This is a genomic window from Corynebacterium sp. ACRPO (genome assembly GCF_022347205.1).
GTDB lineage: Bacteria > Actinomycetota > Actinomycetes > Mycobacteriales > Mycobacteriaceae > Corynebacterium.
This window is the reverse complement of record NZ_JAKRNE010000008.1, coordinates 25,519-49,961: the sequence shown is the minus strand read 5'-3', so window position 1 is coordinate 49,961 and position 24,443 is coordinate 25,519. Positions and strand designations below refer to the sequence as shown.

General features: G+C 59.0%; 26 protein-coding genes and 1 tRNA gene. 16 read left to right on the top strand and 11 right to left on the bottom strand.

Going from position 1 to position 24,443, the window contains the following annotated elements; all coding sequences use genetic code 11:
* The first annotated feature begins 354 nt into the window (after nucleotides 1-354).
* Nucleotides 355-1,371 carry a formamidase gene (locus MHY22_RS06950; protein ID WP_005324207.1) on the top strand — a complete coding sequence of 339 codons (1,017 nt, stop codon included), beginning with the start codon at nucleotides 355-357 and terminating at the stop codon, nucleotides 1,369-1,371.
* An 82-nt stretch (nucleotides 1,372-1,453) separates the two neighbouring features.
* On the opposite strand, the gene MHY22_RS06945 is transcribed toward MHY22_RS06950, so the two are convergent.
* Entirely contained in the window at nucleotides 1,454-2,029 is a 576-nt protein-coding gene (locus tag MHY22_RS06945; RefSeq protein ID WP_023021002.1) for a hypothetical protein, read from the bottom strand.
* A gap of 140 nt (nucleotides 2,030-2,169) precedes the next feature.
* On the opposite strand from MHY22_RS06945, the gene era reads away from it, so the two are divergent.
* From era to MHY22_RS06930, 3 genes are read left to right on the top strand one after another with little or no spacing between them, the layout of a single operon-like run.
* Nucleotides 2,170-3,207 (top strand): GTPase Era, encoded by a 1,038-nt coding sequence (gene era / locus MHY22_RS06940; RefSeq protein WP_239278678.1) that lies wholly within the window; start codon nucleotides 2,170-2,172, stop codon nucleotides 3,205-3,207.
* Nucleotides 3,208-3,213: 6 nt separating this feature from the next.
* Entirely contained in the window at nucleotides 3,214-3,930 is a 717-nt protein-coding gene (gene recO / locus MHY22_RS06935; RefSeq protein ID WP_179386829.1) for a DNA repair protein RecO, read from the top strand.
* 10 nt (nucleotides 3,931-3,940) lie between these two features.
* A complete protein-coding gene (locus MHY22_RS06930; RefSeq protein WP_200288787.1) occupies nucleotides 3,941-4,696 on the top strand; it encodes an isoprenyl transferase in 756 nt (251 codons plus the stop codon).
* Nucleotides 4,697-4,708: 12 nt separating this feature from the next.
* Here MHY22_RS06930 and MHY22_RS06925 read toward each other — a convergent pair whose 3' ends face one another.
* Complete coding sequence (locus MHY22_RS06925) at nucleotides 4,709-4,903, bottom strand: helix-turn-helix transcriptional regulator (protein ID WP_239278677.1); 195 nt, start codon at nucleotides 4,901-4,903, stop codon at nucleotides 4,709-4,711.
* Nucleotides 4,904-4,906: 3 nt separating this feature from the next.
* Nucleotides 4,907-5,356, bottom strand: a complete 450-nt coding sequence (locus MHY22_RS06920; protein ID WP_239278676.1) for a hypothetical protein — start codon at nucleotides 5,354-5,356, stop codon at nucleotides 4,907-4,909.
* Nucleotides 5,357-5,495: 139 nt separating this feature from the next.
* Between MHY22_RS06920 and MHY22_RS06915 the strand changes: the two genes are divergently transcribed.
* The gene (locus tag MHY22_RS06915; protein ID WP_239278675.1) at nucleotides 5,496-6,158 is read left to right on the top strand and encodes a CPBP family intramembrane glutamic endopeptidase; all 663 of its coding nucleotides are present in this window, start codon (nucleotides 5,496-5,498) and stop codon (nucleotides 6,156-6,158) included.
* Nucleotides 6,159-6,269: 111 nt separating this feature from the next.
* Here the strand turns inward: MHY22_RS06915 and MHY22_RS06910 are convergent, their stop codons facing one another.
* Both MHY22_RS06910 and MHY22_RS06905 read right to left on the bottom strand, forming a co-directional pair.
* Nucleotides 6,270-6,689 carry a Fur family transcriptional regulator gene (locus MHY22_RS06910; RefSeq protein ID WP_005326453.1) on the bottom strand — a complete coding sequence of 140 codons (420 nt, stop codon included), beginning with the start codon at nucleotides 6,687-6,689 and terminating at the stop codon, nucleotides 6,270-6,272.
* Between the two features lie 70 nt (nucleotides 6,690-6,759).
* Nucleotides 6,760-7,050, bottom strand: coding sequence for a helix-turn-helix transcriptional regulator (locus MHY22_RS06905; RefSeq protein ID WP_005324221.1), 291 nt, complete (start codon nucleotides 7,048-7,050; stop codon nucleotides 6,760-6,762).
* A gap of 184 nt (nucleotides 7,051-7,234) precedes the next feature.
* Here MHY22_RS06905 and MHY22_RS06900 point away from each other — a divergent pair, with 184 nt between their 5' ends.
* Genes MHY22_RS06900 through MHY22_RS06890 form a run of 3 tightly spaced genes read left to right on the top strand, consistent with a single transcriptional unit; the run spans nucleotide 7,235 to nucleotide 9,566 of the window.
* Complete coding sequence (locus tag MHY22_RS06900; RefSeq protein ID WP_239278674.1) at nucleotides 7,235-8,614, top strand: glycine--tRNA ligase; 1,380 nt, start codon at nucleotides 7,235-7,237, stop codon at nucleotides 8,612-8,614.
* Nucleotides 8,615-8,616: 2 nt separating this feature from the next.
* Nucleotides 8,617-9,126 carry a hypothetical protein gene (locus MHY22_RS06895; RefSeq protein WP_239278673.1) on the top strand — a complete coding sequence of 170 codons (510 nt, stop codon included), beginning with the start codon at nucleotides 8,617-8,619 and terminating at the stop codon, nucleotides 9,124-9,126.
* Nucleotides 9,126-9,566, top strand: coding sequence for a hypothetical protein (locus MHY22_RS06890; RefSeq protein WP_239278672.1), 441 nt, complete (start codon nucleotides 9,126-9,128; stop codon nucleotides 9,564-9,566). The genes MHY22_RS06895 and MHY22_RS06890 overlap by 1 nt, the downstream gene beginning before the upstream one ends.
* 90 nt (nucleotides 9,567-9,656) lie before the next feature.
* Here MHY22_RS06890 and MHY22_RS06885 read toward each other — a convergent pair whose 3' ends face one another.
* A complete protein-coding gene (locus MHY22_RS06885) occupies nucleotides 9,657-11,666 on the bottom strand; it encodes a YgcG family protein (protein WP_239278671.1) in 2,010 nt (669 codons plus the stop codon).
* Nucleotides 11,667-11,720: 54 nt separating this feature from the next.
* On the opposite strand from MHY22_RS06885, the gene MHY22_RS06880 reads away from it, so the two are divergent.
* Together MHY22_RS06880 and MHY22_RS06875 are read left to right on the top strand one after the other, a co-directional pair.
* Entirely contained in the window at nucleotides 11,721-12,296 is a 576-nt protein-coding gene (locus tag MHY22_RS06880) for a YdcF family protein (RefSeq protein ID WP_239278670.1), read from the top strand.
* A gap of 48 nt (nucleotides 12,297-12,344) precedes the next feature.
* Nucleotides 12,345-13,637, top strand: coding sequence for a deoxyguanosinetriphosphate triphosphohydrolase (locus tag MHY22_RS06875; protein ID WP_239278668.1), 1,293 nt, complete (start codon nucleotides 12,345-12,347; stop codon nucleotides 13,635-13,637).
* Between the two features lie 151 nt (nucleotides 13,638-13,788).
* Here MHY22_RS06875 and MHY22_RS06870 read toward each other — a convergent pair whose 3' ends face one another.
* Together MHY22_RS06870 and MHY22_RS06865 are read right to left on the bottom strand one after the other, a co-directional pair.
* Nucleotides 13,789-14,022, bottom strand: a complete 234-nt coding sequence (locus MHY22_RS06870; protein WP_239278667.1) for a barstar family protein — start codon at nucleotides 14,020-14,022, stop codon at nucleotides 13,789-13,791.
* Nucleotides 14,023-14,024: 2 nt separating this feature from the next.
* A complete protein-coding gene (locus MHY22_RS06865; RefSeq protein ID WP_239278712.1) occupies nucleotides 14,025-14,495 on the bottom strand; it encodes a ribonuclease domain-containing protein in 471 nt (156 codons plus the stop codon).
* A 211-nt stretch (nucleotides 14,496-14,706) separates the two neighbouring features.
* On the opposite strand from MHY22_RS06865, the gene dnaG reads away from it, so the two are divergent.
* Nucleotides 14,707-16,629, top strand: coding sequence for a DNA primase (gene dnaG, locus MHY22_RS06860; RefSeq protein WP_239278666.1), 1,923 nt, complete (start codon nucleotides 14,707-14,709; stop codon nucleotides 16,627-16,629).
* A 79-nt stretch (nucleotides 16,630-16,708) separates the two neighbouring features.
* Here the strand turns inward: dnaG and MHY22_RS06855 are convergent, their stop codons facing one another.
* The gene (locus MHY22_RS06855; RefSeq protein WP_005324241.1) at nucleotides 16,709-16,990 is read right to left on the bottom strand and encodes a hypothetical protein; all 282 of its coding nucleotides are present in this window, start codon (nucleotides 16,988-16,990) and stop codon (nucleotides 16,709-16,711) included.
* A 156-nt stretch (nucleotides 16,991-17,146) separates the two neighbouring features.
* Here MHY22_RS06855 and MHY22_RS06850 point away from each other — a divergent pair, with 156 nt between their 5' ends.
* The 4 genes from MHY22_RS06850 to MHY22_RS06835 all read left to right on the top strand — a co-directional run bounded on the left by MHY22_RS06850 (nucleotide 17,147) and on the right by MHY22_RS06835 (nucleotide 20,674).
* Complete coding sequence (locus MHY22_RS06850; protein WP_239278665.1) at nucleotides 17,147-17,296, top strand: hypothetical protein; 150 nt, start codon at nucleotides 17,147-17,149, stop codon at nucleotides 17,294-17,296.
* A gap of 190 nt (nucleotides 17,297-17,486) precedes the next feature.
* On the top strand, nucleotides 17,487-18,701 hold the full coding sequence (locus MHY22_RS06845; RefSeq protein WP_370658842.1) for a phosphatase PAP2 family protein: 1,215 nt from the start codon (nucleotides 17,487-17,489) through the stop codon (nucleotides 18,699-18,701).
* 87 nt (nucleotides 18,702-18,788) lie between these two features.
* Nucleotides 18,789-19,970 carry a non-hydrolyzing UDP-N-acetylglucosamine 2-epimerase gene (gene wecB / locus MHY22_RS06840; protein ID WP_239278663.1) on the top strand — a complete coding sequence of 394 codons (1,182 nt, stop codon included), beginning with the start codon at nucleotides 18,789-18,791 and terminating at the stop codon, nucleotides 19,968-19,970.
* A 38-nt stretch (nucleotides 19,971-20,008) separates the two neighbouring features.
* A complete protein-coding gene (locus MHY22_RS06835) occupies nucleotides 20,009-20,674 on the top strand; it encodes a DUF1707 domain-containing protein (RefSeq protein ID WP_239278662.1) in 666 nt (221 codons plus the stop codon).
* Nucleotides 20,675-21,395: 721 nt separating this feature from the next.
* Here the strand turns inward: MHY22_RS06835 and MHY22_RS06830 are convergent.
* Both MHY22_RS06830 and MHY22_RS06825 read right to left on the bottom strand, forming a co-directional pair.
* Nucleotides 21,396-22,289 (bottom strand): hypothetical protein, encoded by an 894-nt coding sequence (locus tag MHY22_RS06830; protein ID WP_239278661.1) that lies wholly within the window; start codon nucleotides 22,287-22,289, stop codon nucleotides 21,396-21,398.
* Nucleotides 22,290-22,643: 354 nt separating this feature from the next.
* Nucleotides 22,644-22,716: transfer RNA gene (locus tag MHY22_RS06825), tRNA-Asn, on the bottom strand.
* Between the two features lie 251 nt (nucleotides 22,717-22,967).
* Here MHY22_RS06825 and MHY22_RS06820 point away from each other — a divergent pair.
* Complete coding sequence (locus MHY22_RS06820) at nucleotides 22,968-24,305, top strand: glycosyltransferase family 4 protein (protein WP_239278660.1); 1,338 nt, start codon at nucleotides 22,968-22,970, stop codon at nucleotides 24,303-24,305.
* Nucleotides 24,306-24,443 lie beyond the last annotated feature (138 nt).

Sequence of the window (24,443 nt, the reverse complement as noted above, 5' to 3'; positions counted from 1 at the left end):
TCGCGCGTGGGATCCCGTTAAATTGGGCCTCCTAAAGTTAGGTCCATTCTGATCGGGCCGATCTGAGGAAAATTACCCCTCAGATCGGCCTTTTCGCCCTCAATTCAGCCTGATCTCTCTCGACTTTTCTTTTCCGCCCCCTTAAGAACCCGTACCTACGCCCACCCAAGGTCTATCGAGTGTCGGCCGAGCTGAGTAGCCTTCCCCTCAGCTCGGCTCTCTTATTTCATCAAAGGCGGCTTACGATGAGTCTCTTATACGAGACTACTTCTCCGGGCTAATAGTGTGACGTACCACTAGTGCGTCGGTAATATGGCTCCCGTCACATCATCTACTTTGCGATAGGAGTCCACTATGTCCAGCACCGGCAGCATTAGCGCATCCCCCGACGGCCTGTTGATGGCCCTCATTCAGTATCCCGTTCCGGTGGTCAATACCCCGGAAGACGTCCAGGCTAGTGTGGACGAAATCTGCCGCATGGTGGGTTCCACCAAGGCCGGCTACCCAGACCTCGACCTTATTGTTTTCCCGGAATATTCTTCCTCCGGTCTCAACACCAAGATTTGGTCCTATGATGAATTCCTCATCGGCCTCGATGACCCAAAGGTGGACCAGTTCAAGCAGGCCTGCAAAGACAATGATGTCTGGGGCGTCTTTTCCATCATGGAGCCAAACCATGAGGAAGGAAAGCCGCCCTTTAATACCGCCATCATCATCAACTCCGATGGCGAAATCGCACTGCACTACCGCAAGCTGCAGCCATGGACTCCCATCGAGCCTTGGTACCCAGGCGATCTGGGCATGCCGGTTTGCGACGGCCCGAAGGGTTCCAAGCTTGCCGTAAACATTTGCCACGATGGCATGTTCCCTGAGCTCGCACGCGAGGCTGCATACAAGGGCGCCAACGTTTATATCCGCATCTCTGGCTACTCCACACAGACCCAGGATCAGTGGATCATGACCAATAAGACGAATGCCTTCCAGAACCTGATGTACACCGCATCCGTAAACTTGGCTGGCTACGACAACACCTTCTACTACTTCGGTGAAGGTAACGTCTGCAATTACGACGGCCACATGATTTCTGAGGGCCACCGCAATCCCGGCGAGATCGTCACCGCCGAAATCTTCCCAGAGTTGGCTGACAAGGCCCGTATCAATTGGGGCCTAGAAAACAACATCTTCAACCTGGGCAACCGCGGATACGTGGGCTACCCCGGCGGCAAGACCGACAACTATCTCACCTGGGTCGAGGACTTGGCTAAGGGCAAGTATAAGCTGCCGTGGGCTGACGACGTCCGCATCAAGGATGGCTGGAAGTACTACCCGGACGGCCCGCAGCTTGGACCGCTGCCGGATGAGTTTAAGTAAGCTTCACTAATTTAGCGGCAAGCCCTGCACCCGTTTCGACGGGCGCAGGGCTTTGGCGTTGTCCAGCGTGCGGTCTTTCCCGCTAATACTCGTAGCCTTCTACCGCACCAGTATCGGCATCGGCTGGCGTATCTAACACTGCGTCGGACTCTGGCGTGTATCCAGCATCTACGTCGCCATAGTCATTCAACGAATCTGAATCTGAAGGCGGAAGGCCTCCATTGCACAGCTCGGCCCATTCTTCGGGGTACTTATATCGTCCGTCTAGACTGCCGCACACTCCTTCTGCGCGTGCAGATCGGCGATGAGCGGGAGTATCGCATAGCTCTGTGGGCCTTTGCGTGCCGTCGGAAAATGTACCGATGATGGTCAAATTTCCCGGATCGCAATACAGCAGCTCCGGCTCGGCAGCCGCGGTTTGAGGCTGGGTCTCCGGCTCAGGAGCGGCGCTTTTTGCAGGTTCTTCCGCCATGCTCTCTTCGCTGCTGATGGTAGCGGCAGAAGAGGCCGTACTTGAAGAACTGGTGGCGGATGAAGAAGAGGTAGCCGAAGAACTAGTACTCGTCTCGGCGGGTGACTCGGAATTAGGCGAGGAGCATGCGGAAAGGATGAGAGTAAGGGCAGCGCCCAAAAGTAGGGCAGGGGATTTGCGGGGCATGAGGAGCCTTTCGGAGAGTGAGCGCGGTATGCGCTGGAGAGAAGAGGTTTCTCCATAGATTAGTCCTATGCCGCTTCACCGGTGCGAATTGGCCGCGAACTAATCGGAGATCTTGACTCTGTGGGCTATTATTGCGGGTAATGAGTTCTGATTTTGATGCACAGTTTGATGCGGCATTCGAGGGTCTGCCAGAAGACCCCGATGATGCCGTGCCGGAAGGCGCCGAGAATACGGCAGTCCCGCTTGATTATTCGCAATACACCGATACCCCGGAGGGATTCCGCTCAGGCTTCGTATCCTTTGTTGGGCGTCCGAATACCGGCAAGTCCACCCTGACCAATGCCCTGGTGGGGCAGAAGATTGCGATCACCGCGGACCAGCCGGAGACCACCCGCCACACCATTCGCGGTTTGGTACACCGCGATGATGCCCAGGTCATCGTCGTGGATACGCCGGGCCTGCACCGCCCGCGGACCCTTCTGGGCGAGCGCCTCAACGAGGTAGTCAAAGACACCTATGCCGATGTGGATGTAATCGGCCTGACCATCCCGGCTGATGAAAAGATTGGCCCGGGTGACCGTTGGATCCTGGAAAACGTGCGCAGCATCGCGCCAAAGACCCCGATCATCGGTATCGTCACCAAGCTGGATAAGGCCAGCAAAGATCAGGTTGGCGCGCAGCTGCTGGCCCTGCACGAGCTGCTCTCCCAGGATGACCCGAATGCGGTAGTCATCCCGGTTTCCTCCAAGGAGGGTGTGCAACTGGATGAGCTGGTGCAGGTCATCGTGGATCACCTGCCGGAAGGCCCGAAGTTCTACCCGGATGACCACATCACCGATGAAGGCCAGGAAAAGCGCATCGAGGAACTCATTCGTGAAGCTGCTCTGTCCGGCTTGAAGGCGGAGCTGCCGCACTCGGTGGCGGTGCAGGTTGATGAGATGCTGCCGTCGCGCACCCGCGAGGGCGTGCTGGATATCCATGCCATTTTGTACCTAGAGCGTCCCGGCCAAAAGCGCATTATTGAGGGCAAGGATGGCCTGCGCTTCCGTCGCATTGTGGGCAACGCCCGCAAGGAGATTATTAAGCTGCTGGGCCAAAACGTGTACCTGGACCTGCGTATCAAGGTGTTAAAGAACTGGCAGTCGGATCCGAAGTCGCTGGGCAGGCTCGGGTTCTAAACCAATATGCGCGAGAACTATCGTGACCGCGCAGTGGTCATCCGCACCTATGACTTTGGTGAGGCCGATCGCGTCATAGTCCTGCTTACCCGCGATCATGGCCTCGTGCGCGCGGTGGCCAAAGGCGTGCGCCGCGCCAAGTCGCGCTTTGGTTCGCGCCTGCAGCTCTTCGTCAACCTCGATGTCCAGTTGTATGTGGGCAAGAACCTGGCCACCATCTCCCAGGCGGATACGGTCGACTATTTTGGCGCGCGCCTCATTGAAGACTATGAGCGCTACACGGCCGCGTGCGCGGTGCTGGAATCGGCCGAGCGCCTTGCATTTGCCGACGCCGCCCATGATCCCTACCTCTACGAATCTGTCACCGCGACCTTGGAGCAGCTGCAAACCGCGGACCCGACCATGACGCTGGATGCCTTCTTGCTGCAGGCCATGGCGCATGCCGGTTGGGCGCCGAGCCTCTTCAACTGCGCCCAGTGCAACCGGCCCGGCCCGCACCACGCCTTCCACCCGGCGGTAGGCGGTGCGGCGTGCCACGAATGTCGGCCGCCAGGTGCTGCGGAGGTAGACCCGGAAACCCTGCATCACCTGTGGCTTTTGGCGCATAACCACCCGACCAATCCGACGAATGCGCAAAAGCAGGAGGGGCATCGTCTAGCGCGGGCGCACCTGCAATGGCACATGGAGCGCAATGTTTCCGCATTGCAGGTTATGGAACAGTAGAATATAGCCCGTGATTACGCCAGACCCGAACCGCACTTTGACCCCGCCAAATATCCCGGATGAGTTCATGCCGCGCCATATTGCGCTGGTCATGGACGGAAACGGCCGCTGGGCCCAGGAAAAAGGCATGAAGCGCACCGAGGGGCATAGGCGCGGAGAAGCCGTGCTTCTCGACGTCGTCGATGCCTGCCTTGCCGCCGGCGTTCCTTATCTTTCGGCCTATGCCTTCTCCACGGAGAATTGGCGCCGCAGCCCTGAGGAGGTTCGCTTCCTCATGGGCTTTAACCGTGACGTGTTGCGCCGCCAGCGCGAGTGGCTCAATGAGCGTGGCGTGCGCGTAGTGTGGGCCGGCCGCCGCCCGCGCCTGTGGCGCTCAGTGATTAAGGAGCTCGAGGCTGCCCAGGAGCTGACCAAGGATAACACCAAGATGACCTTGGCCATGTGTGTGAACTACGGCGGTAGGGCAGAGCTGGTAGATGGCTTTAGGGACATCGCCAAGCAGGTGGCCGCCGGCGAGCTCAACCCGCGCGATATTAAGGAAGAAACCATCGCGCAGCACCTCTATGACCCAGGCATGCCGGATGTGGACCTCTTTCTGCGTCCGTCCGGGGAGAAGCGCACCTCCAACTTCCTGCTGTGGCAGTCCGCCTATGCGGAGATGATTTACCAGGACAAGCTCTTCCCGGACTTTACGCCGGAGGATCTCTTCGCTGCCATCGAGGAGTATGCACGGCGCGATCGCCGCTTCGGCGGCGTGAAGAAGTAGCGCGCAGCGTGGTTATTCCTCGGGGATGAAAATGTCTTCGATGTGGCAGGAAAAGTGGCGCGCGATCTGAAATGCGAGGGGGAGTGAAGGATCGTAGCGCCCTTTTTCAATACTGATGACTGTTTGGCGCGAGACACCTAGCTCCGTAGCTAAGCCCTGCTGCGAGAGACCTTGGCTCTCGCGAATCTCTTTTAGCCGGTTGTCCATGGTTTAGCTCGCTGCCCGCTTGTGGGCAAAGTAGCTAATGCCAAAGGTTCCGGTGACAAATACTCCCAAGATGATGGTGAGCATGGTGCCGGAAACCTGGAACTCCCAAAATGAGGAGACAACTCCTAGGCCGCCGATGCCAAAGAGCATGGCGTGCAGGGTGTTTTCGGAAGCCTGCGAATACCAATGGGATTCGATGGAATTTTCCGGGTCGGGTGTCGCCCCGCGGATGGTGGACCGATCCACCATGAATCCCCAGCTAGCCGCCGTAGCAACAGGCAGGAGGCACAGCGAGTACACGGCAAAAGCTAGCCACGGCGAATCATCGTGTATGAACGCGGCCATGATGGCACCGGCGGCTGCTGCGATGGCTGCGCCTGCAGCCACGGACAAAGTAATGAGTTTGGTTTGCGTGCCGCCGAACTTGGGGCGGCCAAAGCGAGTGGTCTGCACAGAAACCTCCTGAAGCAAATGATTGTAAAGCGTGCTTGACACACACTATATGTCAAGGACGCTTTACTGTAAAGGGTGCTTTACCATTCTGGGTAAATTCATTCTTTAGGATGAGAGGCAGCCTTTTAGGGTAGGGGGCATGGCAGTGGATAACATCAGGTTGAAAGATGCGCTTATTGGACTAGTGGCCGTCATTGCAATGGATGCCCTCTTAGTGGCGACAGTTTTTGTCATGATGAAGGCTGGTTTAACCACGGGTGGACTAGGCACGATAATGCCCGTTGTGCTTGCTCTTTCGGTGGTAGTGCCGACGACTGCATTGGTGTTCTACCTAAAACGTCGGGGAATTGGTCTCGGTTTTCTTCCTTTGGGTCGGCGTGGTTGGCACTTATTGTGGCAGGTTCCACTCGCCATCTTTATGGCGGGAGCGGCAGCCGCAATAGTGGGTCCGCTGCTGGGTATTGCACCCTCGGAAAGTACATCTTCAGCTGACGGTCGCGGCGCTATGGTGGTTATTTCTTTAGCGTGCTACCTATTTTTGGCGCCGCTGATAGAAGAAATTGTGTTTCGCCGCCTGCTCATGGGGTACTTGGATCGCAGTGTTCCAGCGTTCGCCAGTGTGATCCTCAGTTCGCTGTTGTTTGGCGCCGCTCATATTGCTCCACCGGTCATTGTGTATGCGACTTTCCTGGGGATGGGGTGCGCGTTAGTAACTCGCTTCCACAATTCTCTGCGTGCAGGCCTTATTTTGCACTTTGTTAATAACCTAACCGTGCAGTTGATTGCAATCTCAGCGCTATAGTCTTGGCGTGAAATATGGTCCCGTGTGCGCCGCAAAATAAAGACCTCAGGCTCCGGAGGTTGGGGTCTGAGGTTAGGGGAGGGGTGGCTTCAAGGAGAAGCGCGAGCGCCTTTAAGCGGAAGCGGCGCAGTCGCTGCAGATGCCAAAGACCTCGGCATCGTGGCCGGTGAGCTCGAAGCCGTACTCCTTGGCCACGGAGGTGGCCCACTTTTCAATGGGGCCGCCGTCGATTTCCTCGGTGCGGCCGCACTTGGTGCACACCAAGTGGTGGTGGTGGGCGTCGGTATCGCAATGGCGGTACAGGGTTTCGCCATTGGGCATGTGGAGGGCATCCACTGCATCGATATCGGTCAGGGACTGCAGGGTGCGGTACACGGTGGTCAGGCCCACCTTTTCCTCGCGCTCCTGGAGCTCGTGGTAGATCTCCTTGGCGGAGGCGAATTTCTCCATTTCCCGCAGTACCTCAACCACTGCGGTGCGCTGTTTGGTATTGCGCGCGCCTAGCTTGGGAATACTGTCGTGTAAAGCCATGCCCTCAATATTATCAGTGCTTTTTCAATAACTGCACAGTCAGGCGGCTTTTTATGCAGGAGGGGAGGGGCTAGGAGGCGATCTTGGCGGCGTCGGCAAGCAGGTCCAAAACCCGCGGCGCAATGAGCGAGTAGGTTACCTCGCGGCCGCTGCGCTCGGAGTCCACGATGCCTGCCTGCTTGAGCACGCGCAGGTGCTGGCTGATAAGGGGCTGGGACTTGCCGGTGGCCTTGACCAGCTCATGGACAAAGTGATCGCGCTCGGCCAAGCGGGAGATGATTGCGATGCGTAGGGGCGAATCAAGGGCAGCGATAACGCCGGCAGCCGCAGAAGTATTTGGGGCCTTGTAAGTGGTCGTCATAGGGAATGTCACCTTCAATTAAATACCTATTACCTGTCGGTTACCCTTATATTACCCGATACTTGCAATACGTTGTATTTATTTCAGATTAAATTCATGCCCCAATCCCACCGCCGGGAAGCGCTTCGGGTTAGACTGAACGAGATTGTCAAGACTGTCCCCTACCAGAGGAGTCCGAAAACTTATGGCATCCGTCATCGATACCGTTGTAAACCTGTGTAAGCGCCGCGGCTTGGTCTACCAGGCAGGTGAAATTTACGGCGGTTCCCGCTCCGCGTGGGACTACGGCCCTCTTGGTGTAGAGCTCAAGGAAAACATCAAGCGCCAGTGGTGGCGCCACATGGTGCAGTCCCGCGCAGACGTCGTGGGCGTAGATACCTCCGTCATCCAGCCGCGTCAGGTCTGGGTATCCTCCGGTCACGTCGAGGTCTTTTCTGACCCGCTGGTGGAATCCCGCCACACCGGCAAGCGCTACCGTGCCGACGACCTTATTGAGGCCTACGAGGAAAAGCACGGCCACGAGCCAGAAAACGGCCTGGCAGATATCAATGACCCAGAAACCGGCCAGCCGGGTGACTGGACCGAACCGAAGGCCTTCTCCGGTCTGCTCAAGACCTTCCTGGGCCCGGTGGACGATGAGCAAGGCCTGCACTACCTGCGTCCGGAAACCGCACAGGGCATCTTCGTTAACTTCAAGAACGTGATGACCTCCTCGCGCATGAAGCCGCCGTTTGGCATCGCGAACATCGGCAAGTCCTTCCGCAACGAGATCACCCCAGGCAACTTCATCTTCCGTACCCGCGAGTTCGAGCAGATGGAAATGGAGTTCTTCGTCAAGCCGGGCGAGGACGAAGAGTGGCACCAGTACTGGATTGATGACCGCTACAACTGGTACGTGGACCTGGGCATCAAGGAAGAAAACCTGCGCCTGTACGAGCACCCGAAGGAAAAGCTCTCCCACTACTCCAAGCGCACCGTGGACGTGGAGTACGCCTTTGGCTTCAAGGGCTCCAAGTGGGGCGAGCTGGAAGGCGTGGCCAACCGCACGGACTATGACCTGTCCGTCCACGCCAAGGGCTCGGGCGAGGACCTGTCCTACTACGACCAGGCCAACGAGGAGCGCTGGATCCCGTACGTTATCGAGCCGGCCGCCGGCCTGGGCCGTTCCATGATGGCCTTCCTAGTGGATGCCTACGACGAGGAAGAGGCTCCCAACGCCAAGGGCGGCACCGATAAGCGCGTAGTCCTCCGCCTGGACCGCCGCCTAGCACCGATCAAGGTAGCCGTCCTGCCGCTATCCAAGAAGGAAGAGCTTTCCGAGCCAGCCCGCAAGCTGGCCGATAAGCTGCGCGCCCACTGGAACGTGGACTTTGACGTCTCCGGTGCCATCGGCCGCCGCTACCGCCGCCAGGATGAGATCGGCACCCCGTTCTGCGTCACCTTCGACTTCGACACCCTCGAGGACGATGCCGTGACCGTGCGCGAGCGCGACACCATGGAGCAGGAGCGCGTGAAGCTCGATGACCTCGAGGCTTACCTCGCCGCTCGCCTGATTGGGTGCTAGTAATGCATTACACCAGCTGGGATCGCTCCGACCGCGCAAAGCCCGTGCTCTTGGCCGAGGAAGGCCCGGAGCAACTGGGCGTATTCTCGGAGCATTCCGCGGAGGTGGACGGCCACTTCTGGCGCACCGAGGTCAGTGACCTTGGCGCTTCTGCCACGCTTGCCGACGGCTCCATTTACCGCCTCGCCGGCCGCCCCGGCCGCGATAAGCGCCTAGAGGCATCGCTCAACGGCCGTACCTTCACCTTCATCAACGAAAACAGCGGCGACTGGATCATCGATGACGTCGATGATGAAAAGGTAGGGCAGTTCACCGCCCGCAATTCCGGCGTGCGCAAGTCCATCCTCGAATTCGAGCACGATGCCGAGGGCCTGACCACCGCGGAAATCGCCGGTCTTAGCTGGTTTACCCGCGTCATCTTGGATGCCACCACCCAAGGCAAAGCCTGGGCCTGGATCATCACCTTGGTCCTAGCATCCATCGTCGCCCTCGTCGCACTATTCGTCCTCTAATGACTGCGCAGTGGACCTGGCGCGCGGGCGCGCTCACCAACGCCGAGGGGCACGAGCTTGCCTCCGTGCGCGACGGCGTGCTTGCCACCGCCGCCGGCGAGCGCCTCGCAGTAGAATCCTCGCTGGATTCTTCCTCCCCGCGGTTCTTCCTGCGCGCGCAGACCGCCGCGGGCGAGGATTTCTCGGTCACCCAGGCCGGGTTTACCGTCACCCGCCTGCGCGCGACCTGCGCTGACCGCGGGTACCTGCTGGAGCGCCGCAACCCCTTCCGCCGCGAGCGCCGCATCGTAGCCCGTGGCACGGGCGCCGAGGTTGCCAGCACCGCACCTGCCGGCGATGGCCTGCGCGTGAGCGTGGGCGAGCTGCCGGAGCTCGACGCCATCTTCTTGAGCTACGCCTGCGCGCTTCTCGACGCCACCCCGCGCCCCCTCCGCACCTAGCCCAGCGCCGCGAGCCGGGCCACCCGCGAGAGCCTAGAGCCGGGCTGCCGGCTTGCCGGACTGCTGGGCCGTGGAGGCGGGCTGGGAGGCCTAGAAGGAGCCGCCGCGGAAGCCGCCACCGCCGCCACCGCCGCCAAAGCTGCCTCCACCGAAGCCGCCGCCTCCGAAACCACCGCCGAAGCCACGGCCACCGCCGAGCATCTGGCCGATGACCACGCCGGTAACGATATTATTGGCGGCATTGCCCATCTGCTGGCGCTGCTGGCGGCGGCGGTGCTCATCCACGTCATCCTTGGCGCGCTGCAGCGCCGCCTGGGCCGCGGCCACTGCGTCGCGGGAGGACTGCAGCGCGGCGCGGATATCGTTGCGCTCGGTGTGGAGGGCTTGGGCGTGGAGACGTTTGGCGTCGGCAAGCGCGGTGCGCGCACCCGAGCCGATGATGCGACCGCGGGAGGAAATGAGGTCTTCTGCGGCCTGGATATTGGATTCCGCCACGGAAATCTGCTGGCGGAAGAGGTCTAGCTGGCGCGCGTGCGTGGAGGTCTTCTCGCGCACGCGGTCGAGCGCCTCATCTAGCTCGGTATCGATGGAGGTCAGCGCGGTGTGCTGGCCCAACGGATCCTGTTGGCCGTGGGCCTTGGCCTCATCTACGGCGCTGCCGGCGCGGCCGAGCAGCTCTTCGAGTTTGTCCCAATCCGCGGTGGTTCCCTGGGCCTTGCCTTGGCGCTCGAGCTCGCGGGCCTCGTTGATCTCGCCCTCGACCTCGGCAATAAGCGCCTCGAGATTGCCGCGGGCGGTGGCGATATTCTCCTCGGCGTTTTCCACGCCGGAAATGAGGCGATCCGTCATCTCGCAGGCGTGCTCGATATCGCGAATAAGTCCCACCAGCGGACCCTGCTGGCCGGCCGGCTGGGCCTGGACCCCTCGGGCCTTGTCGAGCAGTTTCTCGGCCTCATCGAGCGAAGCGGCGGCAAGCTCGGGGTTATCGGCAATGGAGGAGAGCACGTGCTCGTCATAGTTGGACTTCAGGCCGGCCAGCGTGGACTCGGCCTCCGGCAGGCGGGCGCGCAGGCCCACGGTGCGCTGGGTGAGCTCGTCCAGCTTTTCATCGGAGTGGATGAGCAAGTCGCGCATCTTGGCAAACTCCTCGGCCTGCGCGTCGAGGGCGTCATCGGCCTGGCCGCAGGAGGAGACGATTTCTACCAGCATTTGGCGGCGCTCGGCCGGGGACTCCGGCACGGCATCATCCAGGCGCTGGCGCAGGTGGAAGGCCTTTTGCAGGGTAGAGGTGGAGTGGTTCATTGCCTTGGTAAAGGGGCGCACGCGCTCGGGGCCGAACTCGGAGAGCGCGATATTGAGCTCCTCCTTGCCGCGGCGGATGGACTCATCGGTAGAGACCAACTCCTCCTGGGCCAGCTGGTCCAAGGTTTCCAGAGGCAGGCGGTTTAGCTGATCGGTATCGCCCGGGGCGATCTCGCGGGCAGACTCCAGCGTCTGCGCATTATTTTTCTTGGTGTTGCGGCGCGAGTAGTACATGATTCCGCCACCGGCGGCGACGATGGCGGCCGCGCCACCGCCCAGCCACGCCAGGCCGGAGGAATCGGAGGCGGAGCTATTTGAAGCGGAGTTGCCCAGGGCGGCGTCGGCAAGCGCGACGGCCGAAGCACCGTATTCATCGCTGGCCAGTTTGTCATAGGCGGCGTCATACATCTGGTCCAGCCGGCCCTGCGGCCAGTCCTTGCCGGTCTGCACGCCCATCTTTCGGTCATTGATGGATAGCGCATAGACTGCGGAATTCGGACCCTTGTCCTTGACCGCCTGGCCGGCAAAGGTTTCTGGATCCGTGCCCAGCTCATCGGTGATATAGACAAAGAGCGTCAAGTGCTCGTCTTTTTGCAGCTGCGTAATCTTCTCCTCCAGCTGGCTCTTTTCCTCCGCGCTGAGCACGCCGGCCTCATCGGTGACCTTGTCCTGGAGGGTGGCAGTGCCCTGTGCCACCGTGGTGGTCTCGGCGGCGAAGGCAGACCCCGCACCGAGGGAGGTGCAGCCTAAAATGAAAGCGGCAATGGCCGCGCGGCCTAAACGTGCACTCAAATTCATGCCCACCACTTTACCGGCTTAACTTAGCTCTCCGGCAGGTAGTGTGGTGGGGCAGTGAAGTACGCAATTGTTTTAGGAACCGCCCAATACGATGGCCGCCCCTCCCGCATCCTGGCCGGCCGCCTGCGCCACGCCGGTGAGCTCGCCACGGCCGAGGGGTTGGAGGTCATTACCGTGGGCGGCAAGCTGCCCGGGGATAGGTTTACGGAGGCCGGCGTCGGCCGCACCTACCTGCGCGAGCACTTCCCGCACCTGACCGTGCACGCGGTGGAGGAGGGCATGGATACCCGCAGCTCCCTCAGCGCGGTCAAGGAAGCCTTCGCGCTTTCCGACGCCACCATCATCACCGATCCCCTCCACCGCCTGCGCGCCGCCCTCATCGCCCGCCAAGAGGGCATCACGGCCACCGTCTCCGGCACGCCGTACTACCCGGCCGCGCGCTTTTCTAAGCCCTGGTGGCGCTACCTTGCCCACGAAACTGGTGGCGTGGCCTATGCGTTAGTGGCCGGCCTGCTTCCCGCTCGCGGTGCCGCAGCACTGCGCAATGGATTCTACCGCGTGGAGCAGGTGCTGCGGCCCAATCAGAAGCTGCGGCATCAGACGATTCAGCAGGAAGACGACCGAGATTAGGCCACGTTGCTCACCCAAAAGGCCTGTTCGCGGAATAAACTTGAGGCCGTGTCCTATTCTTATTCCGTCGCCGACTTTGCCCGCCTGGCCGATGAAAAGCCGAAGGGCTCAGCCTTCCACCCCGTGGAGGAACACCGTGGGGTCTTTGCCCGCGATCGTGCCCGCGTGCTGCACTCGGCGGCGCTGCGCCGACTAGCGGATAAAACGCAGGTCGTCGGCCCGCGCGACGGCGATACCCCGCGCACCAGGCTGACCCACTCCCTGGAGGTCGGCCAAATCGCACGCAGCATCGGCTCCGGGCTCGGCCTCGATCCCGATCTCTGCGATATGGCCGGCCTGACCCATGACATCGGCCACCCGCCCTATGGCCACAACGGCGAGAATGCGCTCAATGAGGTGGCTCTCAACGGCTTCGAAGGCAACGCCCAAACCCTGCGTATCCTCACCCGCTTGGAGCCCAAAGTCATCGTGGACGATGCCCGCGGCGAACCCCAAAGCTTTGGCCTCAACCTCACCCGCGCGGCCCTCGACGGCGCCTGCAAATACCCCTGGACCAAGACCAACCCGGATGGCACCACCAACCGCAAGTACGGCGCCTACGACGAAGACGCGCACCTTTTGGACTGGCTGCGCGAGGGCCATACCGATAACCGCAAGTGCATCGAGGCCCAGGTCATGGACTGGTCCGATGACATCGCCTACTCCGTGCACGACGTGGAAGATGGCATCATCTCCCGGCGCATCTCCCTTAATGTCCTCTGGGATCTAGTTGAGCTCGCCCAACTAGCAGAAAAGGGCGCCAAGGCCTTCGGCGGCACCGCCGATGAGCTCCTGGAAGCAGCCGATAGCCTGCGCAACTTAAGTGTCATCAACGCTATCGGTGACTTTGACTATTCCTTGTGCGACTACGCCAACCTGAAGAAGATGACCTCGGAGCTCGTCGGCCGCTACGTGGGCGCGACCGTTGGCGCCACCAGCGAGGCCAATGCCGATCTCATCGCCTCCAATAGCCTTGGCCGCATGCACGGCAACCTCATCGTGCCCAAGCAAGCCGAAGCCGAAGTAAAGCTGCTCAAAACCATCGCCGTCCTCTACGTCATGGACGAGCCCGCCCACCTCGCACGCCAAGACCGCCAGCGCGAGCGCATCTACCGCGTCTACGACTACCTGGTAGCCGGCACCCCCGGCTCCCTCGATGCCACCTTCCGGCTGTGGTGGGAACAAGCCGATACCGACGCCGCCCGCGACCGCGCCATCATCGACCAGATTGCCTCCATGACCGAGTCCCGCCTCGAGCGCCTGGCCCGCCGGAGTGCGGAGCTGTCTGGGTTCCTCAGCTAAACCTGGCTTACCCACCACCGCGCTAGAGTTAGGGCGAAACTCATCGGGCCGATCTGAGCGCGAAAAGGCCGAATTGAGAGCTCACAACCCTCAATTCGGCCTGATATCTATGGACCTAACGCCCCCAGCCCCAGTCCAGGGGCCCGAGTCGCTAGCGCACCAACTTCACGCCCTGATCCTCCAAAACGGTGGCAACGCCCTCCAGTTCCTCGTCCGCGATTTCCATGTGGGAGGCAATGATGACGCTGGTGCGCTGCTCGCGCAGGAAGTCTGCGAGGTCATCGAGGTTGCGGGGCCCGCAGTCCTCGCAGCCGCGAGTGCGGCCAAGCGCGTTGAAGAAGTCCGCGCGGGTGCGGATGTGTTCAGTAATGAGGATGCGTTGCATTATTACTCCTCCGCGTCTGGGATAGAACAGAAGCTTTCATAGTGGTCATCGGTGTAGTACCACACGTCCGGGTCGGTCTCGCTGCCGCCGCCGGTGATGATGCGGCGGGCACCGCGGTTCTTGCTGCCAGGTGTTTCTACCGTGTATTCGCGGTAGTAATTCTTGTCCTGTTGCGGCAGGCGTCCCTCGTAGTTGCCAAAGCGGGCATTGTCATTATCCGGGTAGTCATAGGGGCCACCGGCCAAGATATCGTCCGCGGTGTCCTTCGCCTCGGCGGGGAGGGAGGACATCTCGCAGGTATCGGCGTCGCCAGCCTTAGCGCCTCCTGCGGACTCGGACGGAGAGGAGGCGGAAGAAGCAGAGGAATCACCATCGCCGCCGAGGTCGAAGCCGAAGTAGCCTGCAACGACGGCAAGCGCAAGGCCGCCGAGGGCTACTGGGAGCGATTTCTTGGACGCTTGGGACTTGGGCATACCCTTATTCTTGCAGGTGCAGCGGTGAATACCGAAATCGGCCGACGCTCCCAACAAGGCCAAAAATTCCCCCGTCACGGGGGTAGGTAAAGGTAGGTGGAAGACACCCCATCAGAGGGTAATTTCCGCCCAAACCGTGAACCCACAGGCACCACACCATCCTGGCCCAGCCATTTGAACATTCTCGCCGCGCGCGGGGTAGTCTGTACGCATGGCAAAAGGCAGAATTCCGGACAGCGATATTCAAGCTATCCGTGAACGCGCGCCTTTAGAAGAGATCGTGGGCGAGTACGTCCAGCTCAAGCCCGCCGGACACGATTCGCTCAAGGGCCTGAGCCCCTTCAAGGATGAGAAGACCCCGTCCTTCCACGTGCGCCCGCAGCGCGGCTACTATCACTGTTTCTCCACCGGCAAGGGCGGCGATGTCTTTAGCTTCCTGATGGAAATGGAGCAGGTCTCCTTCCCAGAGGCAGTGGAAGCGGTAGCGCAGAAGATTGGCTACCACATTAACTACCAGGGCGGTTCCACGGGAGCGCGCAACGAGAAGCCTGGTACCCGCCAGCGCCTCATCGCCGCGAATAAGGCCGCGCATGAGTTCTACCGTCAGCAATTGGAAACCCCGCAGGCCGCTACCGCCCGGGACTTCTTGCTGGATCGCGGCTTTTCCCGCGAGGTTATCTATGACTTCGAGTGCGGCTATGCGCCGGAGGGCTGGGATACCGCCACCAAGCACCTGCTGCGATTGGGCTTTTCCTTCGAGGAGCTGGAGGCGGCCGGCATTTCCAAGATGGGCAAGCGTGGTCCCATTGACCGCTTCCACCGCCGCCTGCTGTGGCCCATCAAGGACCTCTCCGGCAACGTCATTGGCTTTGGCGCGCGCAAGCTTTTCGACGATGACAAGCTCGGCAAGTACATGAACACCCCCGAGACCATGCTCTATCGCAAGTCCAAGGTGCTCTTCGGCCTCGACTTGGCCAAGCGCAATATTGCCGATAACCACCAGGCAGTGGTGGTCGAGGGCTATACGGACGTCATGGCCATGTACGCCGCCGGTGTGAAGACCGCAGTGGCATCGTGCGGCACCGCCTTTGGCGGGGAGCACCTCCAGGTGCTGCGCCGACTGATGCTGGATGATTCCTACTTCAACGGCGAGCTCATCTATACCTTCGACGGCGATGAGGCAGGGCAGAAGGCCGCCATGCGCGCTTTTGACGGTGAGCAGAAATTCACCGGCCAGTCCTTCGTCTCCGTGGCGCCTGACGGCATGGACCCGTGCGATCTGCGTTTACAGAAGGGCGATGCCGCAGTGCGCGAGCTCATCGCGGACCGAATCCCCATGTTCGAGTTCGTCATCCAATCCGTCATCGCGGAGTACCGCATCGATACCGCGGAGGGGCGCCTGCAGGCCCTGCGCCGCGCAGTCCCCGTGGTGGCGCAGATCCGCGATCAGCCCCTCCAGCGCGAGTACGCCCGCCGCCTCGCCGGTTGGGTGGGTTGGGCCAATCCGGAGGAGGTCCTCCAGCAGGTCCGCGCGGAGGCGCGCAAGCCCAAGAAGGCCGAAAAGCCCACCATCCGCCGCTTCGACAACGCGAAGCAGCAGCCGGCGCAGCAGGACGTGCCGATGATCCATCCGCCGAGCCCCAAGGAAACCCACCTGTGGCCACAGCGCGAGGCCCTCAAGCTGGCCTTGCAGATGCCGCAGGTGGCGGGCTCGTACTTCGATGGCATTACTGCCGACGCCTATACTAACGACGCCTACCGCCTCGTCCGCCAGGCAATTTCCACCGCCGGCGGCGCCGCCCAGGGTGCGTCCATGCCCGCCGTGGAATGGATTGCCGCAGTAGCCGGCGAGATGCAGGACCTCACCGGCCGCAATTTCGTCTCCGAGCTCGCCGTGGAAGCAATCCTGCCTACCGACGTCGGCCCCGAAAAATACGCCGACTCCGTACTTTCCCGCCTGCAAGAGACCGTGGTGGGCGATCAGATAGCCCAGCTCAAGGCCCGCCTCGGCCGCATGCGTCCCTCCGATGATGAGGCCAGCTATAACTCGCTCTTCGCCGACCTCGTTGCCCTCGAGCAGGCCCGCCGCGAGCTTAATGACCGCGCCTTCCGCGGCACGCCTCCCCAAGCATAAAAATCTCCCCTCGACACGAGCTCAAATAAAGTGCGTGCCGCGGGGAGGGGAGAGGCCTAAAGGTTAGCTTGCTACCGGCCTAGTCCTCATCGGGCTCATAAATGCGGTCCGCATTATCCACCTGCGATCCGCGCAGCCGGCCCTTGCCCTTGCGCTTGGAAGATAGATCGCGAACCTCGCGCATACGCGGTTCCGGATCCAAGCGGTTGGCTACTGCCTTGCGCGCCGAGGTGACGGCAGACTTAGTCACGGGGGAGTTGACGGCCTTTTCGTAGGCGCCCTTGATCTGGTGGTAGCGCTTGCGGCCAGCCTTAGTGCCAAAAACGTATCCTGCTGCGGCGCCGAAGACGAATTGGATCATTATCTAGCGTGTCCCCTTATTTCTATGCGAGTAAAAGTTCCCCACTAGCCTACCGCGAAGCCTTGCCGCGCGCCGCCAGCTACGAGTGAGGGGTGACGCTAGCCCCGCATTGGACTAGCACTTTTCATGGCGCGCAATACGCGCTAGTTTAAATGTGTGGAAAATAACAAGCGCAGGGATTCGGCGGCGGCTTCAGCAGTGGCGCTGGCCGCGCTTTTTACCGCGAGCATTTCTGCGGAATCCTCCGGCCACCAACCGGATACCGCCGCGGCGCACCAAGGCCTCAATTGGCCTGAAGAGTGCTGAGTGGTGACCGCAAAGGTCTACCCGCCAATCCACGATTGTGCATGCGAGTTTAGCGTCGCGTTCACTTCCCCTTAACTTTAGCTAGATATTATTCGTGGGAATTTGATGCTAGTAAAAGGTTTCTACGTTGAACTATCGGAATAATCTTCGCCCCGCAGTCCGTGGGCTCGCCCTGTGCGCGGCTACTGGGCTGACTATATCCCTCGCACCGTCGGCCACAGCCCTTCCCGTAGCCGTGCCCCAGCTGCGTGAGCCTGTCACCCAGCAGTCCACCGGCGCAGCCCCAGTCCAGCACCCAGGTGCCCCGGTTCCAGAGCCGTTTAGCACGGACTATATCGCGGGCTTTGAATCCGATGTCTCGTCTTATCAATTTGGCAACTACTGGCAGGTAGTCCAGCTTTTTGATCACATCAAGGCCCAGCCAGAAATCCGCCAGGAAAATATGGACAAGGCCGTGGCCATTAATAACGCCGCAGCCGGTGACCCCGCTTTGATCCGCCGCGCGCAGGCCGATGCCAAGGCCAGCTCCACCAGCGTGCTCAACGCGGTGTCTGATGCCATGGGCAAGAATCTAGGCGATGCCTTCCGCGCCGCCTTGGCCGAGCACCGCCTGCCCAAGACCGAATACCTCCTAGGCAATGGGTACGCCGCTCGTGCAGGCGGGCTAGCTAATTCCACCATGTCGGAGAAGTACTACTTCAACTATCAGCGCCCGTACCAGCGCGCGCCGCAGGCGATTAAGCGCTATGACGACGGTTCCAAAGATCTTTATCCCACCTCGCCAGCTTTTCCCTCGGGCCACACCAATCAGGCAACGTGGATCACCACGCTGATGTCCTTCATGCTGCCAGAGGTGGGCCCACAGCTCATGCTGCGCGGCGCTGAGGCCGGCAACCACCGCGTGGTCCTTGGCGTGCACTACCCGCTGGATGTCATTGGTGGGCGCATGACCGGCCAGGCCGCTGCGGCAGATCGCCTCAACGATAAGCGCATGCGCCATGCCCTATGGGAAGCCTCGATGGAAGTGCGCCAAGAAATCAAGTGGCGCACCGGCAAGACGGTAGAAGAACTGGTGGCCCAGGATAGGGAAGAGGGCACCGACTATCGGTCCACAGCGGATGCGGTAGAGCAATATTCCAAGTTCCTGGACTATGACTTTGCCCCGCGCTACCGCACCGACGCCCCGATGGTCGTCCCGCAGGCCGCTCCAGTGCTGCTAGCAGCGTCCCATCCAGAACTGACCTGGGAGCAGCGCGCCGAGGTGCTCCGCCAGACTGCCCGCCCAGCTGGCAACCCATTGGATTGGCAAGCGGAGGGAGGCTCGTGGCAACGCCTCGATCTAGCCCGCGCCATGGCAGCCAAGGTGACCATCGCCCCAGACGGCGGCGTGAACGTTAGCGGCTAGCAGGTTCTACAACCTGCGCGGGGGTATAGGTCTCCCGTTCATGGTTCAATATATGAAGAATCTCGATCACTCTAAAGGAAAAGAAAAATGACTAAGCCCAAGGTAATGACCATCTATGGCACCCGACCAGAGGCTATCAAGGTGGCACCGGTCATCAAGGGGCTGGATAATGATGAGCGCTTTGAATCCATCCCGGTCTCTACCGGCCAGCACAAAGAGATGCTGGAGCAGGTCAATTCCATGTTCGCCATCACCCCGAAGCACGATCTGGGCCTGATGAAGCCGGGCCAGGGGCTCAATGAGATTGTGTCCCGCGCGATTGCGGGTCTGGATTCCATCATTGAAGAAGAACAGCCGGATGTCATTATCTCTCAGGGTGATACCTCTACTGCCATGGCCGCAGCGCTGGCCGGTTTCCATCGTGGGGTAAAGATCGTTCACCTTGAAGCCGGTTTGCGTACCGGCGATATCCACTCGCCGTTCCCAGAAGAAGCTAACCGTAAGCTCATTGGTCAGGTAGCCGAACTGCACCTGGCCCCAACCGCAGGCTCGATGGAGAACCTGCGTCGCGAGAACGTGCGCTCCAAGGACATCGTGGTCACCGGTAATACCGTCATTGACGCTCTGCTGGAAGCAGCATCGTGGGATACGAAGTTCGCGGACCCTGCCCTGCAGGAAGCCGCCGAGTCCGATAAGCGGCTTGTCGTAGTCACCACCCACCGCCGCGAGAACCTTGAGGCGATGAAGGAAATTGGTGGGGCAGTTAAGGACTTGGCAGAAGCCTACCCGGAGATTAACTTCGCATTGCCGCTGCACCTAAACCCAAAGGTGCGCCAAGCGGTACTGCCGGAGGTCGAGCACCTGCCAAATATCATCATCACGGATCCGCTGCCTTATGACCAGTTCACGCAGCTACAAAACCGTGCCACCATCATCCTGACTGACTCCGGCGGAGTCCAGGAGGAGGCACCAGCATTGGGCAAGCCGGTGCTAGTCATGCGCCAAAACACCGAGCGCCCCGAAGCCGTCGTTGCCGGCACGGTTAAGCTGGTGGGCACTAATCGCGAGCTCATTGTGGCAGAGGCAAAGCTTTTGCTTTCCGACGCCGCCGCATTCGACGCCATGGCCAACGCCGTCAATCCTTATGGTGACGGCAAGGGCGCGCAGCGCGCTATTGCGGCTATCGCAGAGTTGACCGGGGTAGGCGAGCGCGTAGAAGATTTTCTGCCGGAGGCCGATTCCTCTAAGGGGCCCCAAGGCGAGGAATAAGCCGCGCGCATGGTGGCTATAGCGGATATTATAAAAGTATGAAACCGCTGGAAATCCGTTGTAACCACCAAGAGCGTATGAAAGCCGCAGACATTTTAGGAGATGCGCTTTCGGCAGGGCAGATAGACCTCGATGATTTTGAAAAGCGCTCGGCTGCGTGCGTCGATGCAACGACCCGCGCTGAGCTCATCGAGCCGCTGGCTGACCTTGTAGAGAACCCAGAAGTTCTCCTTTTTGGGCAGGAACGAAAAATCGCAAAGCCCTATGCGGGCCAGCAAGAATCCAAAGCCATCGCCAAGGTGGAGCAGGCTATCCGCCAGGTGCAGCCGAGCGTGCAGGAGACCCGCTCCCTTGCGGTGGGGATTTTCGGCGGGTCCACTGTCAGCGGTGGGGCAGTAGCTCGTTCCCTGACAGCCCTGGGCTTTTTCGGCGGAGTGGATATTGATCTCACGGGCGTCGCCCTGCACAGTCGTACTACCACCATCAACGCGGCGGGCGTCTTTGGTGGCGTCGATGTCTATATTCCCGAAGGCTTCCGCGTCCACGTCAGCGGCGTAGGCCTTTTTGGCGGACATGACCTCAAGGTAGAGAACGGCGCCATCCATCCGAATGACCTCCCGGTAGACGCTCCAGAAATCAACGTCAATTGCTACAGCCTCTTCGGCGGCGTAGAGGTGCATGTGGGACGCCGCTATGGCGGGTAGCTATACAATTGTTGGCCCTGACAGTCTCTCGTTGACTGGACTGGGCCGCATCTGAATAGTGCAGGGAGCACTTTTCGTGTGGAAGGAAAACCCACACAACTAATAACCTCATGGGGCGCTGTAGATAGCGTTGACTACTCACTTCCACGCGCCGACGATAAGCGTGAAAGCCTCTGCACCAGTAGTTGGCCGCGTGAGATAGCAGCCTATTAGAAGCCTAAATGTCTTTCTAGCGCACCTGTAAGCCCACTCCCACTTCGAAGAATTCTCCGGCACCGTAGCCAAGATTTACAGAAAATCGGTGGATCTAGCTCGAGTTGCCCTTGTGGCCAAGACGGTGCCGACTTCATTTCTCAACATCGAAAACGCTAACAAGAACGCCTGCATAGATTTATGCAGGCTCGGCTCAGCTCAATCTAGGTGAGTACCTCTTGGAGTTAACACCTTTCGGCTGCCGCAAACCGCTAGTCACGGCCTGCGGTTTTCGCGTCACCTCTGACAGGACTGAGAATCAGCAGCATTCTTAATACAACGCTTAGGCCTAGTAGTAAAACCGCCTAGTGGCATCGCCAGCCCGATAGCACTTAGGCTTCCAGCCAGTTGAATCTACCTAAGAACAGGTTGCCCAAATTCGGGGCTTAGAGTACTGGATTGCCGGAACGAAAGGCAGCCAAACTGGCACTTGATGATTCTATTTCCCGGGTTACGGTGCCTTAGACCGCTACGAAGCCGAGCCGGCTTGTTTCAGAGCTTGGTACCAAGTCTTAGGCCTATTTCTGGGCGGCGCTTGTTCGAACCCCAGCTCTTCCAACGAGGACGTAGACGGGGAGATAGAGGCTTCTAAGACCTGCTTCAGAAGAGCAGAATCAGGAGGTGTGTGACCGCGCCCCCAGCGCCCCATTAATAACCACATGTTGTTATCGGGTTCGGGGGTCGCCCGTAACCACGGTGCGAGGTGGCGGTCTCTGTGTAGTCCATCGAAGGCATTTTGGAGGAAGATAACGCGGTTGGGAAAGCCATGAGAGTATAAAGACCTCAAATCAAAAGTGATTGGTGAAGATTCAATGTCGGCAACGTCCCAGGCAACATTGGCGTAAGCTTCGACCGGGCTAGAGGTGTATTCGGCTATATTCGTCTGGGGATTCACGGTAATGGCTGTAGAACCGGGGAAATGCCAAGAATAATAGAGGGACGCGAAACCTCCGCCGGAAGCACCAAAAAATATCATCTTCTGGTCCCATCCAAACGAATAGGAGACATGCCGCAATATACCGGGAAGATCAGCTTGCAACCACTGAGTTCGGTTACCGGCAAACCATCCTAGATCTAACCCGAGGGCAAGAGACGGATCGGAGACGAATATGAGATTAGCATTCAGATGGCGAGTGATCCGTTGCCCAGAAAAGAGTGGGTAGTGTTTAACTTTGCGCCGGTAGATAGCTGCGTGGAATAAGACGAGAGTTGTGTCTGAACCGCGGTTCACCACTTTAATATCGAGCTCTCCTTGGCCGTACCGAATCGTGGAAACCCCTTCAAGGGGGGGGAAGGATGAGTAGAAGTCAAGCAACGAATCGAATTTGTGATGAGGAGAGAAATTATCGCGGCGGGTGAGCATAAGGTGTGAGGTGGTTCCTAAGGAGAAGCAGGCTAAACAATCTACTGAAGTATACTACTTGGCTCGATCGATAGTACGTAGTCCCGAGTTCTCCAAAAGCTGAGGTGGAGACGTGGTAGAAATGGCCAGTCGTCTGGCTAAAATTGCCTATTTGGAACAATTAGGTAAAAGCTATGGGGCGGGACCGAGCTGTATTCGACCTCGTCTACAGTGTATAGCTTATATAACTGGAGAAGGTTGGGAAGCTTTCGAGGTGGGCATATTAAATATTGCTTAACGCTGATCCTGGTAGGGTTGCAGCGGCTTGACCAACTATGAAGAACAGCCTAGTGGATAACTCCACTAGGCTACTTGCTCCTCCAACTGGGCTCGAACCAGTGACCCTTCGATTAACAGTCGAATGCTCTGCCAACTGAGCTATGGAGGAATACATGCTGTACGTCGAACTCTGTGTTCTCTGTGCAACGAGGAATAACTATATAGGGTTCATGCGATTTCAACAAATTGCCAGCACACGGCGGTAAAATGACTGAATTCGTTGTCCTTATGTAGCGGGAACGCGTCAGAAATGGGTCAGGACTCCACTCACGGGGGTTCCTGTGCAAAAATGGTGGGTAAGAAGACTAGTTCTATGGGAACCAGTAAGCTGGAAATAGTGGCTCAGTACGCTATTGAGGCTTGAGAGCGACGGATTTAGTACTAACGAAAGAGAGAAAATTGCGGATCCTCATCATTTCGCAGTATTGGTCGCCAGAAAGTAACGTGCCGCAGCGTCGCTGGGAATGGATCGCTAGCATTCTAAAGTCTCAAGGCCACGAGATTAGAGTCATTGCTCCTCCGCCGGCTTCTGTTCGACGGGCCTCTATTAAGCACTGGTGGAGCGCATCTCTTTTCCGTCCTCGAACAGAAGAAGAAAAGAATGACGCCGTAGATTTAGTCATCCGGAGTGGGTTTATCCCGTGCGGTGGCTCATTGATACAGCGTGCAATCGGTCAAGCAGGCATCGCTCTGGGGTCTCTCTATGCAGTACTAGTAGAGTTTGGCTTTCGGAAATCTTGGAAGCCTGAATTGGTTATAGGTACAGTGCCGGCTTTGCCAACCGCCGTGGTCGCCTTTGTAGCTGCGAAAATCTCAAGGGCGAAATTGGCTATCGACTTAAGAGACGCCTGGCCCGACCTCTTAGCCTATTCGAGTGAGTGGAATAAGGGGATCAAGAGTGCTTCGCTAAAGCATAAAATCTTGAGCAGAGGGCCGATTCAGTTCGTTAGTTTTGCGGTTGCCAGGACTCTCTACTACGTCTTGGGGAAAGCCCAAGGTGTCATTTTTACGGCAGAAGATTTGAAATTAGATTTTCAGAATCGACCTCAGCTGCGGAAGAACTCAAAACTTCTGAACAATATGGTTACTATCCGGAATGTTTTTCCCCGAGAGGGATTGGGGCAGAAGAAGGCTCCAGGCTCAGGGGAAGGACCTCTAAAGGTGCTGTATGCCGGCACTATAGGTCGCGCCCAACGACTTCAAAACGTGATTGATGCAGCGGTGATCGCGGCGGAGCGTGGAGTGCCGATTGAGCTAAAGTTCGTGGGCGCAGGAGATGCTCGCTTGTCAGTAAAAGATTATGCAAAGCAAAGAAAAGTTCCCGCAACTTTCATTAAGCGGAAGTCAGCTGACTCCATCTCAGACTATTACGACTGGGCAGATACCGCGCTTGTCCATTTAACTGATTGGAAGCCATTAGAAAGAACTGTTCCCTCTAAACTGTTCGAGCTTATGGAGTACGGGGTGCCAATAACAGGTGTTGTAGCCGGGGAATCGGTCAGGTTGATCGAGTCCTTGGAAGCCGGTTATGCGGTTCCTCCCGAGTCGCCGGAAGCTCTAGCGAACCTGTGGTGTGCCTTAGCTCAGGGCGAATTGTCTCTCAAGGCTAGCGAAAGAGCTAAACATTGGGTTGAGAACGAACGGAACAACGTTGTGCCCAGCTTGATTGCTAAGTTCTTGAAGCAGATGGAGTCATAAGCATGCCGGCTGGAATTGGTCGCTCGGTCATCAAATTTTGGTCCATCAATGTTGTGGGACTTGTACAGGATCCTGTGCGATTTTCGAATCAAATGGTTGAATTCGTGCGCTTAAACTCAGAGTCCAAGGTAGCCCGAG